Here is a 15,648-nt window from a genome sequence, read left to right as displayed (position 1 = left end):
AACGCGATTGCGGCAACGAATAGTCCGTTTCGCGGCGATGATCCAACCCGCGCGCGTCATGGATCGGGCAGTTGGTCGGTGCGCGACGGGTCGGAGCGGATGAGGTCGATCTCGTGGATCGTCCGCATAACGGTGAAGCGGGCCGTCAGCGTCGTCAGCAGCGCGATCACGACAATGGTCCCGGCAATGCCGAGATAGCCGGTCAATCCCATGGAGAAGGTGCCGAAAAGCGCCGTCGCCTGGTCGCTCTGGGGCGTGGCGATGGCACGGCCCTGCCAGAAGCCGGCCACGGCGAAGAACAGCGCCGCCAGCAGCCCGCCGGCAAGCGAACCCTTCAGACTGATCTTGAGGAAATGCTTCTGGAACTCGGACGCGACGAAGCCCGCCTCCGCCCCCACGAAATGCAGCACCTCGACGATGTGCCGGTTGCCGGACAGCGCCCCGCGCGTTGCGAACACAACGGTCAGCACCATGGCCGAGAAGACGAGAACCAGCACGCCCGTGCCGATGAAGGCTGTCGTGCGGGCCATGGCGACGAGGCGGTCGACCCAGGTCCGGTGGTCGTCGAGCGAGGCCTGCGGGATCGCTTCGGCGAGCGCCGCGCGCATGCCGGCGAAATCGGGCGGATTCTGCTCGTCTATGGTGATGATGACGAGCCGCGGCACCGGCAGCTCGTCGATGTCCAGCCCCTCGCCGAGCCAGGGCTCCAGAAGGCGCGCCGTCGCGGTCTTGTCGACGATCGTGCCGTCGCGCGTGCCCGAGAAGGTGAGCGCAAGGTCGCGCGCATCCTTGAGCGCCGTTTCCATGTCGAGATTGTCGTCCGGCTTGATCTGGATGGTGACCTCGCGGGAGATCTGGCTCTGCCAGCTCACCGCCGTCGCCCGCACCATGCTGACGGCGCCGAAGGTGAGGCAGGCAAGGAAGGCCATGATGGCGATGACGGCCATCAGCGCCGTGCCGGAGACGTTGGACGGCGGCACGATGGGCGCTGTCGGGCGCACGCGCATTTCCGGCCGGCGAGCGGCCCTGGCATTGTCGGCGGCATCGCGCGGCGCTTCAATCATAAAGGTCGAGCCGCCCTTGCGAGAGGATCATGCGACGGGCCTCCACCTGGTCCATCAGCGACAGGTCGTGCGTGGCGATCACCACGGCGGTGCCGAGCCGGTTGAGCTCGAGGAAGAGGCTGAGCAGCCGGCGCGCCATCGGCGGATCCACGTTACCGGTCGGCTCGTCGGCGAGCAAAAGCTCCGGCCGGTCGATGAGCGCGCGCGCAATGGCCGCGCGCTGCTTCTCCCCGCCCGAGAGCACCGGCGGCAGCACGTTGATCCGCTCGCCGAGCCCGACCCATTTCAGCAGTTCGAGCACGTCGGCTCGGTAGCTGGCCTCCTCCTTGCCGCGCACCCGCAGCGGCAGTGCCACGTTCTCATAGGTCGTCAGGTGGTCGAGCAGGCGGAAATCCTGGAAGACGATGCCGATGCGCCGGCGCAGCATCGGCAGCTCGTCGCGCGGAATGGTCGAGATTTCCCGGTCGAAGGTGCGGATGATGCCGCGCGTCGGCTGCAGCGACAGGAAGAGCAGGCGCAGGAGCGTCGTCTTGCCGGCGCCGGACGGTCCCGTCAGGAACTGGAAGGAGCGGCGCGGAATATCGAAGGTGAGGTCGCGGAGGATCTCCGGCCCCATCCCGTAGCGCAATCCGACATTCTCGAAGTGAATCAATGGCCAACCCGGTTCTCGAACAGTCACCCTAGCAACACCGCTCGCATAGGAAAGCGGCTCTTTCACGGTCGGGTTTCCGAAGCATTAACCAGTATGGTTTACGTTTCGTAAGGATTGCATTCAATGCCCGACTTTTCGCAGGTGATTTTGCGAATGCGGGCCAGCGGAGGTCGCGATGAACGCCTTCAGGGCAAGACAGCAGGCGAAAGGCCGGATCGATCTCCTGCCGCCGGAGCCGACGACGCCCGCCCGCAGGGAGCGCTTCACACGGCGGCCCGAAGTGGTGGATGCCGATTTCGTCGTGATCCGCGCATCCGCCACGCGCACCTCCAACGACAATCGCCGACCTGCCCGCCCGGCACCGGCGCCGCCGCTTTCCCGGCACGTTCTCTTCCGCCTCGCCGCCGCCTGCGCGCGGCTTGCGGAAGCGGGCCTGCAGCGCCTGCCCGGACGCGCCTTCGCCGGGCTCGTCATGGCGTCGTGCCTCTTCGTCTTCGCCTATGCCGGCGGGATTTCGGCATTGAAGGCCGCACTTCCCGGCGCAGGCCCCGCCGAGCCGCTGCGCGTGGCCGAACTCAGCACCTCGCTCGACGACCGGAACGGCATGAAGGTGCTGTCGGTCTACGGCCGCCTCGACAATGCCAGCGGCGCGGTACAGCCCGTCCCGCCGCTCGAAATCCGCGTCGACGGCACGGGAAAATCGCTCCAGCGCCGCGTCGCGCTCGACGCCGCGACCATTCCTCCCGGCGCCAGCCAGCACTTCGCCCTGCACATCCCGCATGGCGGCGGAAAAGTGCCGAAAGTCTCGGTTTCCTTCGTCCGCGAGGGTGCGCCCGCTCCCTGACTATGCTAATCGGCTCCCTCGTTCCTGCGAAATTTTCGGCGTGGCACCACGCCGGACCATCGCCGGAACTGCTCTGCCACGACCCAAGGAGCCGCCTCGCGATGCAGATTGTCCGCGGAAAGAAGATCGAAACGCTTTACGACGCCGCGCAGATCGCCAGGCGCAACGAGGAGCTCGCGGCCGAGATCGCCTCCGGCCCGACGAAGGACCTCCTCGTCATCGCGGTCCTCAAGGGCTCGTTCATCTTCGCGGCCGACCTCACCCGTGCGCTGCACGCGGCGGGCCTTGCGCCGGAAGTGGAATTCATCACCCTTTCCAGCTACGGCACCGGCACGGTCTCGCAGGGCGTGAAGGTCATCAAGGACATCGACAGCGACGTCCACGGCCGGGACATCCTGCTCATCGACGACATCCTCGAATCCGGCCGCACACTCAGCTACGCCAAGGAACTGATGTACGAGCGCGGCGCGCGCAACGTCACGATCGCCGTGCTGCTCGACAAGCGCGAGAAGCGCAGGACCGACCTTGAGGCCGACTATGTCGGCTTCGAATGCCCGGACCATTTCGTCGTCGGCTACGGCATGGACGTCGCCTATGCCTTCCGCGAATTGCCCTTCGTGGGCGTCGTGACCGGCGACGCCGACTGAGCTCTCTCAATTTCCCCTATCCGGCGTTTACGGATCGACAAGGAAAGTCTGGTCTCTTCGTTCCCGAACCAGGGCCGATGATGCGGCCCGAAGGGGGATTGATGGCGAAGATTCTGATCACCGAAGACGAAGACTCGCTGCGCACCTTCGTGGCGCGGGCCCTGCGCATGGACGGCCACGAGACGGTCGAGGCGCCGGACGGCGCCGCCGGCCTCGACGCGCTGACCGACGGCGGCTTCGACCTCCTGCTCTCCGATATACGCATGCCCGTGATGGACGGCATCGAGCTTGCCCACAAGGCCTCCGCCGCCCACCCGGCGCTGAAGATCCTGCTGATGACCGGCTATGCCGACCAGCGCGAACGCGCCGACGACCTCTCCTTGAAGATCGTCGACGTCGTCAGCAAGCCGTTCAGCCTGCCGGACATCCGCCGCGCCGTGGCACAGGCATTGGCCGCCTGAGCGGGTAACGCGTTTCCCCGCTTGCCGGCCGCATAACTGCTCCAATCGCTTGTTTTCCGCAAATGGGGGCGCAGACCGCCATGCATCCCTGCCGGATTCGTCCTAGCGGATCCCGAGCAGCCGCTCCAGGTATTCCCGCTCGAAGCCTGGCGTGGCGCCCGCGCCGAGCCTGCGGCGAATCTCCTCGAGAATGTCCCGCGCCCTCTGGATGTCGATCTCCTCCGGGACAGAATTCGACGCGTCGTCAATGGCGCCGGTGCCTTTGTCCCTGGGCTCGCGGCCGAGCGGGTCACGCCCGTTGCGGCCGGCGGCCCTCGGCATGCCCTGGCCCTGCCCCTGGCCCATGGCCTGCATCTGGCTCATCATGCTCTGCGCGCCCTGCCGCAACGCTTCGAGGGCACGGCCCTGGCCGCCCACGGCCGATTCGCCCTGGCCTTCACCGAGCGCTTCTGCGGCGCCCTTCATTTCGCGGCCCGCCTGCCCGAAGCCTTCGCCGGGTTCCAGCCCCATGCCCTTCAAGGCTTCCTGCAACGCGCCGAGCTCTTTGCCGAGACCATCCTGCTGCTCCTTGAGCGCCTTCAGCGCATCGCGAAGCTGCTCGGCCGTCATCTGGTCGGTCGGCTGCTGGCCGGCGCCGTCGTCGCCCGGCTGCCGCTCGCCCTCCTCGCCGGGCATCGGGTCGCCCCGCTCCATGCGGTCGCGCTGCGCCTGGTCGAGCTTGAAGGTGTTCTCCATCAACTGCTGCTGCTTCTGCATGAGCTCGCCGAGCTTGTCCATCTGCTGGCGCATGGCATCGTTCTGCTGGCCCTGCCCCTGCTGCGGCCGGCCGGCCTGCAGGTTGTTCATCATGCGCTGCAATTCGGACAGCATCTGCTGCGCCTGGTCGCGCGCACCCGAGCGCGCCAGGTTCTCGATCTGGTCCATCATGCGCTGCAGGTCCTGCTGGCGCAGGATGCGGCCCTGCTGCTGGGCGCTCTGCTGCTGGCCGTTCTTGGCCGCCTGCTTCGCCAGCTCCTGCATATAGGCCTGCATCGCATCGCGCAGCTCCTTCATGAGCTGGGCAATCTCCTCCTCGGGCGCGTTGCGCTCAAGCGCCTCGGACAGCGCCTTCTGCGCCTCGCGCAGGCGCCGGTCGGCAAGCGACAGGTTGCCGTCCTCGATGCCGAGCGCGATTTCCCAGAGGTAATCCGCCGTCTCGCGCATCTGGTCTTCCGTACGCGCCAGCTTCATGCGCGCGCCGGCCGACTGGATCAGCAGGAAATGCGTGAGGTTCGGGATCGTCTCCTCGGGACGGATCGTCAGCGCCTCGTTGAGCGCGATGGCGAATGGGAGCTGGTTGGCGTCGAGCGCGAAAACCTGCCGCTCCTCGGCAACGGCGCCGGCAAGCGGTTCGAAGAAGGTCTTTGCCGGCAGCACCATCTCCACCGGCTGGCTGCGCCCCTCCTGCCCCGCCGCATCCTTGGCGACGAGCGTGATCTTCACGCGCTTGCCGGAGAGCGGGTGTTCGGAAAGGTTGCGGCTCGTGGTGCCCTTGGCCTCGCGCGCCGCGCGGCGCGGCAGGTCGAGCCGGTATTCCGGCGGTGGATAGAGCGGACGGGCATCCTTCGGCTGATCGACCGGCACGATCTCGGCATGGGCTTCCTGAAGCCCGTAGTCGTCCTTGGCGATGAAGCTGATCTCAAGGGCGGAAGCGACCGTCTTCTTCGGAATGCCGTCGAAGGCGATCTCGGGCACCCGGTCGGGGATCACGGCGAACGTCCAGGCGCGCCCATCGACCGTCAGCGTGCCGTCCTTGAGGATCTTGTACTGCATGGTGCGCGCGCCGTTGACGCTCGCCGCCTTGCCGTCGCCCATTACACCCCCGGCATTCTCGCCCTTCGGTTTTTCCGCGGCGGGGCGAATGGCGGTGGCCGTGGCCTCGCCGGTTGCCTGGTAGCTGACGTCTTCATCACCGCTGCCGCCGGTCACGCGCACGGTCAGCTCGCTGAACTGGGGAATGCGGATTTCCCCCTCCGCCGCCGCGGACGCTTCGCCCTGCGCATTGCCGGTGAGGAACACGGGCGCGCGCGACGTATGCGCCGGCGGCGTCACCCAGGCGTCGATGCGCATGTCGGGTGCGGTCTGCGCCGGCATGCGGAAGGCCACGACATCGGCCAGCAGGCCGCCGCGGTTGGAATAGGAAAAGGCAAAGGCGATCGCGACGAGAAGCAGCGGCACGGCGCGCAGCGCATGGCGGTCGTGGCGGGCGATATCAGGCTCGGGCGTGCCGGTGCGCAGCGCACCGATCATGCGGGCCATGCGCGCCTGGTGCTCGCGCCAGAGCGCCTCGCCGAAGGCATCGCCGACGGCCGGCCTGTCGTCCTGCACGCGGATCGCCTGGTGCGCCAGCGCATTGCGCGCCTCAAGCATGCGGTCGGCGCTGTCGATCGACGGCCACACGATGCCGCGCAGCCGGGCAACCAGGACGACGAACCCGATCGCGAAGCCTGCGAGCGTCGCGATATGCAGCCAGAAGGGCGCATGGCGGAAATAGCCGAACCATGTCAGCGCAAGGAATGTCGCAACGAGAAGGAGGACCGGCAGCAGCCGCGGCGCAAGCGCCTCCAGGTAGAGAACGGCCTTGGCCGCAAGGCGTTTGCCCGCAAGCCGGCGTGCCAGCGGATTGCCGGTCGCCTCCCTCTCGCGCTGCCTTTCAAACGCCATCGTCCATCAGTCTCCGCCACGGGTCGCCTCACCCGAAAATAACATGCTTTGTGGCGAAGACGAGGGCATGCGCGAAATCGTGAACGGCATCCGCGCCTGACGGCTCAGGCAAGCCAGTCCGGAATCGAGTCGAGGCCGATCAGGTCGTCATAGGAAAGCCGCGGGCGGATGACGTGGAACTCGGCTCCGTTGACCAGCACTTCCGGCACCAGCAGGCGGCTGTTGTAGGTGCCCGCCTGCACCGCGCCATAGGCCCCGGCGGAGCCGACGGCGATGAGGTCGCCGGGCCTCGGCTGCGCCATTTCGCGGTCCTGCGCCAGATAGTCGCCCGTCTCGCAGACCGGGCCGACGACATCGGCGCGGATGCGCGGCGCGTTCGCCGCCGAGATGACGACGGGCTGGATCTCGTGCCAGGCCTCGTAGAGCGTCGGGCGGATGAGGTCGTTCATCGCCGCGTCGACGATGACGAAGGTCTTCTCGCCGCCGTCCTTCACATAGAGCACCTCGGTGACGAGGATGCCGGCATTGCCGACGATCAGCCGGCCGGGCTCCGTGACGATCTTGCAGTCGAGGCCCTTGAGCTGGTTCTTGACGATCTCGGCATAGGCGTCCGGCAGCGGCGGCGGCGCATTGTCGGTCTTGTAGGGAATGCCGAGGCCGCCGCCGACATCGACGTGGTCGATGGTGTGGCCGTCGGCGCGCAGCGTCTCGACGAGTTCGCGCAGCAGCCGGAAGGCGTCGTCGAAGGGCTGCAGCTCGGTGATCTGGCTGCCGATATGCATGTCGATGCCGGTGACCTCGATGCCCGGCAGGCTCGCGGCGCGGGCATAGACGGCGCGCGCGCGCTCCCAGGAGATGCCGAACTTGTTTTCCTTCTTGCCCGTCGAGATCTTGGCATGGGTGCGGGCATCGACATCCGGATTGATGCGGAAGGAGACGTGGGCGACCTTGCCGGCCTTGACGGCGCGCGCGTTCAGCACCTCCAGTTCCGGCTCGGACTCCACGTTGAAGCAGTAGATGCCGGCCTCCAGCGCAAGGTCCATCTCCCGCGGCGTCTTGCCGACGCCGGAGAACATGATGCGCGAGGCGGGAACGCCGGCGGCGAGCGCCCGGCGGAGTTCCCCCTCGGAGACCACGTCGATGCCCGCGCCGAGCCGGGCGAGCGTCTTCAGCACCGCCTGGTTGGAATTCGCCTTCATGGCGTAGCAGACCAGCGCATCGACGCCCTCGAAAGCCTTGGAGAACACCTTGTAATGGCGTTCCAGCGTGGCCGTCGAATAGACGTAGAAGGGCGTGCCGACCGCCTTGGCGATCTCCGGAACAGGCACGTCCTCCGCGTAGAGAATGCCGTCGCGATGCTCGAAATGGTTCACTGCCTGATCCGTAGAACTAGAGCAATTCCAGCAAAAGTGCGCAGCGGTTTTGCGTCCGGAATTGCGTAAAAACAAAAGGATAGAGCGTTTTCGCGATTCGAAGAAAAGCGCAAATGCTCTAGAGAAGGGGGTCGAGGACGAAGGGCCTGTCTTCGACCTGCTCGACCTTCTTGCCCTTGATGGTCTTCACGACCGGCTGCCCGCCGCCCGGCAGGTCGAGATCGCCCTTGCGGCCACAAGCGGTCAGAACCGCCGCGGAAAGGCAGAGCACGAAAGCCAGCCTGCCGATATCGATGCGTGTCATGAAGCGTTCCCTGGAATTGCCGGTGATCGGGTGGGCATCATCCTTAGCGAATTCGCCCGCCCTGTGCACCCCTAATCTCTCGATGGTTCCCGCAAGCCTTCCGATCAGTTCCGCTGCCGCCACCAGGCGATCTGCCGGCGGACTTCCGAGGGCGCGGTGCCGCCATAGCTCTTGCGGCTGGCGACCGAGGCTTCCACCGTCAGGACGTTGAAGATATCGGCGGTTATCGCGGAATGGATCGCCTGCAAGTCTTCGAGCGAAAGCTCGGCAAGGTCGCAGCCCTTGCTCTCGGCGAGCGCAACGGCGCGGCCGGTGACATGGTGGGCGTCGCGGAAGGGCAGGCCCGCCTCGCGCACCAGCCAGTCGGCAAGGTCCGTCGCGGTGGAATAGCCGGAGCCGGCCGCCGCCTTCATCCGGTCCGCGCGGATCGTCATGTCGCGCACCATGCCGGTCATGGCGGCAATCGCCAGCTCCAGGCTCTCGGCGGCGTCGAACACCTGTTCCTTGTCTTCCTGCATGTCCTTGGAATAGGCGAGCGGCAGGCCTTTCATCACCGTCAGCAGCGCGATCAGCGAACCGTTGATGCGGCCGGTCTTGGCGCGCACCAGCTCGGCCGCGTCGGGATTCTTCTTCTGCGGCATGATCGAGGAGCCGGTCGAGAAGGCATCCGACAGGCGGATGAAGCCGAATTGCGGCGTCGACCAGATGACGATCTCCTCGGCAAGGCGCGAGAGATGCATCGAGGCGATGGCGGCGATGGAGAGGAACTCCAGTGCGAAGTCGCGGTCCGAGACCGTGTCGATGGAATTGCGCGTCGGCTCGCGGAACCCGAGGGCCTTGGCCGTCATGTGGCGGTCGATATTGTAGCCGGTGCCGGCAAGCGCGGCGGCGCCGATCGGGCTTTCGTCGAGATGCTCGATGGCGTGGCGCACGCGCTGGCGGTCGCGGCCGAACATTTCCACATAGGCCATGCAATGGTGGCCGAAGGTCACCGGCTGGGCGGTCTGGAGATGGGTGAAGCCGGGCATGACGGTCTCGGCGTGCTCTTCCGCGCGGTCGAGGAAGGCGGCGATGAGGCCCGTCAGCATCTTCTCGGTCTTCTGTAGCTCTTCCTTGACCCAGAGGCGGAAGTCGAGCGCCACCTGGTCGTTGCGCGAGCGGGCGGTGTGCAGGCGCCCGGCGGCGGGACCGATCAGCGTTGCCAGCCGCGCCTCGACATTCATGTGGATGTCTTCCAGCTTGCGCGAGAACGCGAAGGTGCCGGCCGCGATCTCTGACAGGATCGTGTCGAGACCGTGAACGATCTTCTCCTTGTCGTCCGCCGAAATGATGCCCTGATGGGCGAGCATCTCTGCATGCGCCTTTGAGCCGCGGATGTCCTGGGCGTAAAGCTTCTTGTCGAAGCCGATGGAGGCATTTATCTCCTCCATGATCGCATCCGGTCCCGAGGCGAAGCGGCCGCCCCACATCTGGTTCGAGGATTTCGTCTCGGAAGTGCCGTCTGCCATGGTTGCCTGCCTGGAAAAGAGTCCTGGAGAATGGAAATGTCAGTGAAGAAGAAACTCGGCCTGCCCACAGGAAAGCTCATCGCCATCGCCGGGCTCGCCGGACTTCTCGCCGGTGGTGCAGCGATATACGTGAAGGAAAGCCTGTCTGGCAATGGCGCGGTCGCGTCCGCCGATGCTGGCGCGTGCGCGCTCGCTGCCGAAAAGGCCGCCGCGATCACGCCCTTCTCGAAGGGTGAGGTCGCCGCCATGCGCACGGTCGACGAGCATCGCCCGCTCCCCGACCTCGTCTTCGACGGCCCGGACGGCAAGAAGAAGACCATCGCGGATTTTGCGGGCAAGACGCTGCTGGTCAATCTCTGGGCGACCTGGTGCGTGCCCTGCCGCGAGGAAATGCCGGCGCTCAACGCGCTCGAAAAGGATCTCGGCAGCGACAGGTTCGAGGTGGTGGCGATCAACATCGACACTGGAAACGACGAGAAGCCCAAGGCCTTCCTCGACGAGACGAAGGTGCACGACCTCGCCTATTACCGCGATGCCTCGATGGGCGTCTTCAACACGCTGAAGAAGGAAGGCCTCGCCTTCGGCCTGCCCGTCACGCTGCTGATGGACGACAAGGGCTGCCTGGTATCGGCGATGAACGGCCCCGCCGCCTGGGACGGCGAGGACGCCAAGGTCCTGATCAACGCCGCGCTGGCGGCGCCGAAGAGTTGAGATATCATGCCGCCGCATAGACCCGCGGCCGGCGGATCTCTATGAACCCCGCCTCGCCCTTGCGGTGCGGGAATTCCGGCGCGGTGTCGAATTCCACCGCCTGCCCGCTGCCGGTCACCGCCAGAACGCGGCGCGAATCCGGCCGGTCGATGACGCGGACGATCTTCGCCGCGATGCCCTCTCCGTCCTCGCGCCAGGTGACGTCGGCCGGGCGGAACAGGACCTGCCCGCCGCCATCGGCGACGCCCTCGGCCTCGAAGGCGACGTCCTCGACATAGGCCCTGCCGCCGCGGATATCCGCGTCGAGCCGGTTGGCATCGCCCAGAAAATTCATCACGAAGGCATCGGCCGGGTTGCGGCAGACGGCTTCGGGCGTCCCCTCCTGCACGATCCGGCCCTTGTTGAGGATGACGACGCGGTCGGCAAGGTCGAGCGCCTCTTCCTGGTCGTGCGTCACGAAAAGCGTGGTGATGCCGAGCTCGTCGTGGATCTTGCGCAGCCAGCGGCGCAGGTCCCGCCGCACATTCGCGTCGAGCGCCCCGAAGGGCTCGTCGAGCAGCAGCACGCGCGGATCGACGGCGAGCGCCCGGGCAAGCGCCACGCGCTGGCGCTGGCCGCCGGAGATCTGGCCGGGGAAGCGGTCCTTCAGCCCGCCGAGCTGCACGAGGTCGAGCAGTTCCCTGACACGCGCCTCGATCGCCTGCGGCGTGCGCTTCACCCTGGAGACCTTCATGCCGAAGGCGATGTTCTCGCCGACCGTCATGTGCGGGAAGAGTGCATAGTGCTGGAAGACGAAGCCGACGCCGCGCTCGCGCACCGGAATGTCCGTCGCATTCTCCTCGCCGAAATAGATCGCCCCGGCATCGGCATATTCGAGACCCGCGACCATGCGCAGGATCGTCGTCTTGCCGGAGCCCGAGGGGCCGAGCAGCGCGACCAGCTCGCCGCTCTCGATATCGAGCGAGACGCCGTGCACGGCGCGGAAGGTCTGAAACTCCTTGACCACATTATCGAGACGGATCTTCAAGGCTTGACCTCCGGAGTGATGCTGTCTGCGCCCGCAAGCGCGGACGGGCGCTGCACGCGGCCCGCGCCCTGCCGCTCCAGCGCCACCTTGGCAAGGAGCGTGACGATGGCAAGGCCGGCAAGGATGGATGCGGCGGCGAACGAGCCGGCCGCGTTATAGTCGTGATAGAGCAGCTCGATGTGAAGCGGGAGCGTGTTGGTCTGGCCGCGGATATTGCCCGAGACGACCGAGACGGCGCCGAACTCGCCCATGACGCGCGAATTGCAGAGCACCACGCCGTAGAGCATCGCCCATTTGATATTGGGCAGGGTGACGGAGAAGAAGGTCCGCCAGCCGCTCGCCCCGAGCGACGTCGCCGCCTCTTCGAGATCGCGACCCTGCGCCTGCATGAGCGGGATCAGCTCGCGCGCCACGAAGGGCGCGGTCACGAACATGCTGGCGAGCACGATGCCGGGCAGTGCGAAGAGGATCTTGATCCCCGCCGCCTCCAGCGCATGGCCGAAAAGGCCCTGCAAGCCGAAGACGAAGAGATAGGAAACGCCGGCGACGATGGGCGAGACCGAGAAGGGAATCTCGATGACGACCGTGAGCAGCCGCTTGCCGGGAAAGTCGTGCTTGGTGATGGCCCAGGCGGCCGCGACCCCGAAGGCCGTGTTGATCGGCACGGCGATGAGCGCCGTGACGACCGTCAGCAGGATGGCATGCCGCGTGTCGGGATCGGCGATGGACTTCGCGAAATAGTCGATCCCGCGCGAAAAGGCCTCGACGGCGATGACGACGAGCGGCGCGATGATCATCAGCGCCACAAGCAGGAGAACCACCGTCAGCAGGACGCGGCGGAAGAGGGGATTGTCGCCGACACGCGGCGGCTTGCCCTTTGCATGATATGCCATGTCAGCCCCTCACCGTGTAGCGCAGGGCGCGGGCCTGCATGAGATTGGTGATCGCCAGCATGACGAAGGCCGTCAGCAGCATGACGGAGGCAATGGCGGCCGAGGCAGGATAATCGTATTCCTCCAGCCGGATGAAGGCGAGGAGCGCGGTGATCTCGGTCGAGAACGGCTGGTTGCCGGCGATGAAGATGATGGCGCCGAACTCGCCGAGGCTGCGGGCGAAGGAGAGCGAGACGCCCGCCAGCAGCGCGGGCGCCAGAAGCGGCAGGATGACCTTGGCGAAGATGGAAAGATCGCTCGCCCCGAGCGTCTGCCCTGCCTCCTCCAGCGCCGGATCGAGTTCCTCCAGCACCGGCTGCACCGTGCGCACGATGAAGGGGATGCTGGTGAAGCTCATGGCGACGATGATGCCGAGCGGCGTATAGGCGACCTTGATGCCGAGATGGGAGAGCGGGCCGCCGAACCAGCCGTTGGTGGCGAAGAGCGTGGTGAGCGCGATGCCCGCGACGGCCGTCGGCAGCGCGAAGGGCAGGTCTACCAGCGCATCGACCAGCCGGCGGCCGGGAAAGCGGTAGCGCACCAGCACCCAGGCGAGCGCCATGCCGAAGAGGAGATTGAAGACCGTCGCCGCCAGCGCGCAGAGCACCGTCACGCGGTAGCTCGCAAGGGCACGGTCGGAGGAGACGATGCGCCAGTAGTCCGCAGGCCCAAGGCTCGCCGCCTTGAAGACGAGCGCGGCCAGCGGCAGCACCACGATGATGGCCACATAGACGAGGGTGATGCCGAGCGCGAGCGGCAGGCCGGGCAGTACACGCCGTTTCAAACGGACGTTCCTTTCTCATACCACAACCGGCGGGTTTTGCGCCCGCCGGCTGCCTTGAAGAACGAAGAGGGAAGGGTCAGCGGCTGCCGTAGATCTTGTCCAGCGTGCCGCCTTCGGAGAAATGCTCCTTCGAGACCTTGTCCCAGCCGCCGAAGACGTCGTCGACATTGACGAGGCGGATGTCCGGAAACTGGTCCTTGAACTCGGCGGCGACCTTCTCGTCAAGGACGCGGTGGCCGAATTCGGCGGCGATCTTCTGTCCCTCCGGCGCATAGAGGAAGTCGAGATAGGATTTTGCCAGATCCCGGCTGCCATGGGCCTCGGCCACCTTGTCGACCACCGCGACCGGGAATTCGGCGAGCAGCGAGACGGAGGGCACGACGCTTTCGAACTTGTCCTCGCCATACTGCTTGGCGATCGACTTGGTCTCGGCCTCGAAGGTGATGATGACGTCGCCGATCTCGCGTTCGACGAAGGTCGTCGTCGCCGCGCGGCCGCCCGTGTCGAAGACCGGCACGTTGTCGAAGATCTTGGTGACGAATTCCTCGACCTTCGCCGGATCGTCGTTGAAGGCTTCCTTGGCATAGGCCGTGGCGGCGAGATAGGTGTAGCGCGCATTGCCCGAGGTCTTCGGGTTCGGGAAGATGACCTTCACGTCGTCACGGGCAAGGTCGGACCAGTCCTTGATGTTCTTCGGATTGCCGGCGCGCACGAGGAAGGACGGGAAGGAGTAGAAGGGCGAAGCGTTGTTCGGGAACGCCTTCTGCCAGCCTTCGTTGACGAAGCCGTTCTTCACGAGGAAGTCGATGTCCGTCACCTGGTTGAAGGTTACGACGTCGGCCTCCAGGCCCTCGACGATAGCGCGCGCCTGTTTGGAGGTGCCGCCATGCGACTGGTCGATGGTGACGCCCGGATGCGCCTTCACGAAGGCTTCGTTCTCGGCGGCGAAAAGCTCGCGCGCCACGTCATAGGAGGCGTTGAGCAGCTTGTCGGCGGCGTTGGCGGAGAGCGGAGCGGCAAGGCCGAGAAGGGCCACGCCGAGAAGGAGCAAACGTTTCATCTGAAAAACCCCGATGCGAGAGAATGGGGCAGACAATAACGAGCGGCCGGACGGTCTCCGAGGCACGGGCCTGTCGCGCACGCGGCGACAGGCGGAACATTTTTCCCTGAAAGGGAAGCTTCGCGGATTCTCCGCCCGTCAGCGGGTCGGGACCGGAACCTCGCCGCGATAGTCGTAGAAGCCGCGGCCGGACTTGCGGCCGAGCCAGCCGGCCTCGACATATTTCACCAGCAGCGGGCACGGGCGATACTTGGAATCGGCGAGCCCGTCATGCAGCACCTGCATGATCGAAAGGCAGGTATCGAGGCCGATGAAATCGGCAAGCTGCAGAGGCCCCATCGGATGGTTCGCACCGAGCTTCATGGCCGTGTCGATGGCCTCGACCGAGCCGACGCCCTCATAAAGCGTATAGATCGCCTCGTTGATCATCGGCAGCAGGATGCGGTTGACGATGAAGGCCGGGAAATCCTCCGCGACCGTGATCGTCTTGTCGAGCTTGGTGACGAATTCCTTGGCGGCGGCAAAGGTGCCTTCCTCGGTCGCGATGCCGCGCACGAGTTCCACCAGCTTCATCACCGGCACCGGGTTCATGAAGTGGATGCCCATGAAGCGCTCCGGCCGGTCGGTGGCCGAGGCGAGGCGAGTGATCGACAGCGAGGACGTGTTGGTGGCGAGGATCGCCTCCGGCTTCAGCACGGAACAGACCTGGCCGTAGATCTTGCGCTTGACGGTCTCGTCCTCGGTCGCCGCCTCGATGACGAGGTCGGCGTCGGAAAGGTCGTTGATATCAGAGGAGCCCTTGATCAGCGCGAGCGCCTTCTTGCGGTCCTCGTCGCTCATCTTGCCGGAGGAGACCTGGCGGGCGAGGTTGCCGTTGATCGTGGCAAGCCCTGCCTCGATACGCTCGGGCGACAGGTCGTAGATATGGACCTTGTAGCCGGCAAGGGCCGCGACATGCGCGATCCCGCACCCCATCTGGCCCGCACCCACAATACCGACGTTCTTGATCATAGCGCCAATCGCCCCGTCACTTCAGTCCGCGCCCTCGGCGCAGGCAAAAAAATACCGGGCCGGTCGAGCCGGCCCGGTGGAAGTGATAAAGCCCCGCGACGCATTTTTCCAGTGAAATCATCGTCGCGAAAGGAGGCATGAAACCGGCTCAGAGCGCCTTTTCGAGCTCCGGGAGGATTTCGAAGAGATCGCCGACGAGGCCGTAGTCTGCGACCTGGAAGATCGGCGCCTCCTCGTCCTTGTTGATCGCCACGATGACCTTCGAGTCCTTCATGCCGGCAAGGTGCTGGATGGCGCCCGAGATGCCGCAGGCGATGTAGAGCTGCGGGGCAACCACCTTGCCCGTCTGGCCCACCTGCCAGTCGTTCGGCGCATAGCCCGCATCGACGGCCGCGCGCGACGCACCGACGGCCGCACCGAGCTTGTCGGCAACCGGAAGGATGACCTCCTGGAACTTCTCCGACGAGCCGAGCGCACGCCCGCCCGAGATGATGATCCTGGCAGACGTGAGCTCCGGACGGTCGGACGAGGACAGCGCGTCCTTGACATGCGTGGAGAGGCCCGGGT

At 66.0% G+C, this 15,648-nt stretch carries 16 protein-coding genes; 4 read left to right on the top strand and 12 right to left on the bottom strand.

The features are described from left to right. Nucleotides 1-56: 56 nt before the first annotated feature. Both L0976_RS24385 and ftsE read right to left on the bottom strand, forming a co-directional pair. Nucleotides 57-1,064, bottom strand: a complete 1,008-nt coding sequence (locus tag L0976_RS24385) for an ABC transporter permease (protein WP_234189564.1) — start codon at nucleotides 1,062-1,064, stop codon at nucleotides 57-59. Then, nucleotides 1,057-1,716: a cell division ATP-binding protein FtsE gene (gene ftsE, locus L0976_RS24380; RefSeq protein WP_203316639.1), complete on the bottom strand. Its 660-nt coding sequence runs from the start codon at nucleotides 1,714-1,716 to the stop codon at nucleotides 1,057-1,059. Before ftsE ends, L0976_RS24385 begins: the two co-directional genes overlap by 8 nt. Before the next feature lie 175 nt (nucleotides 1,717-1,891). Here ftsE and L0976_RS24375 point away from each other — a divergent pair, with 175 nt between their 5' ends. The 3 genes from L0976_RS24375 (at nucleotide 1,892) to L0976_RS24365 (ending at nucleotide 3,668) form a co-directional block, all read left to right on the top strand. Then, nucleotides 1,892-2,560: a hypothetical protein gene (locus L0976_RS24375; RefSeq protein ID WP_234189562.1), complete on the top strand. Its 669-nt coding sequence runs from the start codon at nucleotides 1,892-1,894 to the stop codon at nucleotides 2,558-2,560. 101 nt (nucleotides 2,561-2,661) lie between these two features. Next, on the top strand, nucleotides 2,662-3,207 hold the full coding sequence (hpt, locus tag L0976_RS24370; protein ID WP_203316641.1) for a hypoxanthine phosphoribosyltransferase: 546 nt from the start codon (nucleotides 2,662-2,664) through the stop codon (nucleotides 3,205-3,207). A 101-nt stretch (nucleotides 3,208-3,308) separates the two neighbouring features. Further along, nucleotides 3,309-3,668, top strand: coding sequence for a response regulator (locus L0976_RS24365; protein ID WP_234189560.1), 360 nt, complete (start codon nucleotides 3,309-3,311; stop codon nucleotides 3,666-3,668). Nucleotides 3,669-3,770: 102 nt separating this feature from the next. On the opposite strand, the gene L0976_RS24360 is transcribed toward L0976_RS24365, so the two are convergent. The 4 genes from L0976_RS24360 to argH form a co-directional block, all read right to left on the bottom strand. Next, on the bottom strand, nucleotides 3,771-6,371 hold the full coding sequence (locus L0976_RS24360) for a TIGR02302 family protein (protein ID WP_234189558.1): 2,601 nt from the start codon (nucleotides 6,369-6,371) through the stop codon (nucleotides 3,771-3,773). Between the two features lie 104 nt (nucleotides 6,372-6,475). Then, nucleotides 6,476-7,744, bottom strand: coding sequence for a diaminopimelate decarboxylase (gene lysA / locus L0976_RS24355; protein ID WP_234189555.1), 1,269 nt, complete (start codon nucleotides 7,742-7,744; stop codon nucleotides 6,476-6,478). 118 nt (nucleotides 7,745-7,862) lie between these two features. Beyond that, nucleotides 7,863-8,048 (bottom strand): lipoprotein, encoded by a 186-nt coding sequence (locus tag L0976_RS24350; RefSeq protein ID WP_203316645.1) that lies wholly within the window; start codon nucleotides 8,046-8,048, stop codon nucleotides 7,863-7,865. Nucleotides 8,049-8,152: 104 nt separating this feature from the next. Continuing rightward, entirely contained in the window at nucleotides 8,153-9,556 is a 1,404-nt protein-coding gene (gene argH, locus L0976_RS24345; protein ID WP_234189553.1) for an argininosuccinate lyase, read from the bottom strand. Nucleotides 9,557-9,592: 36 nt separating this feature from the next. On the opposite strand from argH, the gene L0976_RS24340 reads away from it, so the two are divergent. Beyond that, nucleotides 9,593-10,267: a TlpA disulfide reductase family protein gene (locus L0976_RS24340; protein ID WP_234189551.1), complete on the top strand. Its 675-nt coding sequence runs from the start codon at nucleotides 9,593-9,595 to the stop codon at nucleotides 10,265-10,267. Between the two features lie 4 nt (nucleotides 10,268-10,271). Here L0976_RS24340 and L0976_RS24335 read toward each other — a convergent pair whose 3' ends face one another. The 6 genes from L0976_RS24335 to L0976_RS24310 all read right to left on the bottom strand — a co-directional run. Then, entirely contained in the window at nucleotides 10,272-11,294 is a 1,023-nt protein-coding gene (locus tag L0976_RS24335) for a sulfate/molybdate ABC transporter ATP-binding protein (RefSeq protein ID WP_234189549.1), read from the bottom strand. Then, nucleotides 11,291-12,187, bottom strand: a complete 897-nt coding sequence (cysW, locus tag L0976_RS24330; protein WP_234189547.1) for a sulfate ABC transporter permease subunit CysW — start codon at nucleotides 12,185-12,187, stop codon at nucleotides 11,291-11,293. Before cysW ends, L0976_RS24335 begins: the two co-directional genes overlap by 4 nt. 1 nt (nucleotide 12,188) lies before the next feature. Continuing rightward, entirely contained in the window at nucleotides 12,189-13,010 is an 822-nt protein-coding gene (cysT, locus tag L0976_RS24325) for a sulfate ABC transporter permease subunit CysT (protein WP_119259051.1), read from the bottom strand. 76 nt (nucleotides 13,011-13,086) lie between these two features. Continuing rightward, entirely contained in the window at nucleotides 13,087-14,070 is a 984-nt protein-coding gene (locus L0976_RS24320) for a sulfate ABC transporter substrate-binding protein (RefSeq protein WP_234189545.1), read from the bottom strand. Between the two features lie 138 nt (nucleotides 14,071-14,208). After that, nucleotides 14,209-15,081 (bottom strand): 3-hydroxybutyryl-CoA dehydrogenase, encoded by an 873-nt coding sequence (locus L0976_RS24315; RefSeq protein WP_234189544.1) that lies wholly within the window; start codon nucleotides 15,079-15,081, stop codon nucleotides 14,209-14,211. 148 nt (nucleotides 15,082-15,229) lie between these two features. After that, on the bottom strand, nucleotides 15,230-15,648 hold a 419-nt coding region (locus tag L0976_RS24310), incomplete at its 5' end, for an electron transfer flavoprotein subunit alpha/FixB family protein (protein ID WP_234189542.1).

Origin of the sequence: Shinella sp. NM-101, assembly GCF_021401195.1 — a bacterium.
Taxonomy (GTDB): Bacteria; Pseudomonadota; Alphaproteobacteria; order Rhizobiales; family Rhizobiaceae; genus Shinella.
Note: the sequence above shows the minus strand (reverse complement) of the source record. Positions and strands in the feature narration are given on the sequence as shown.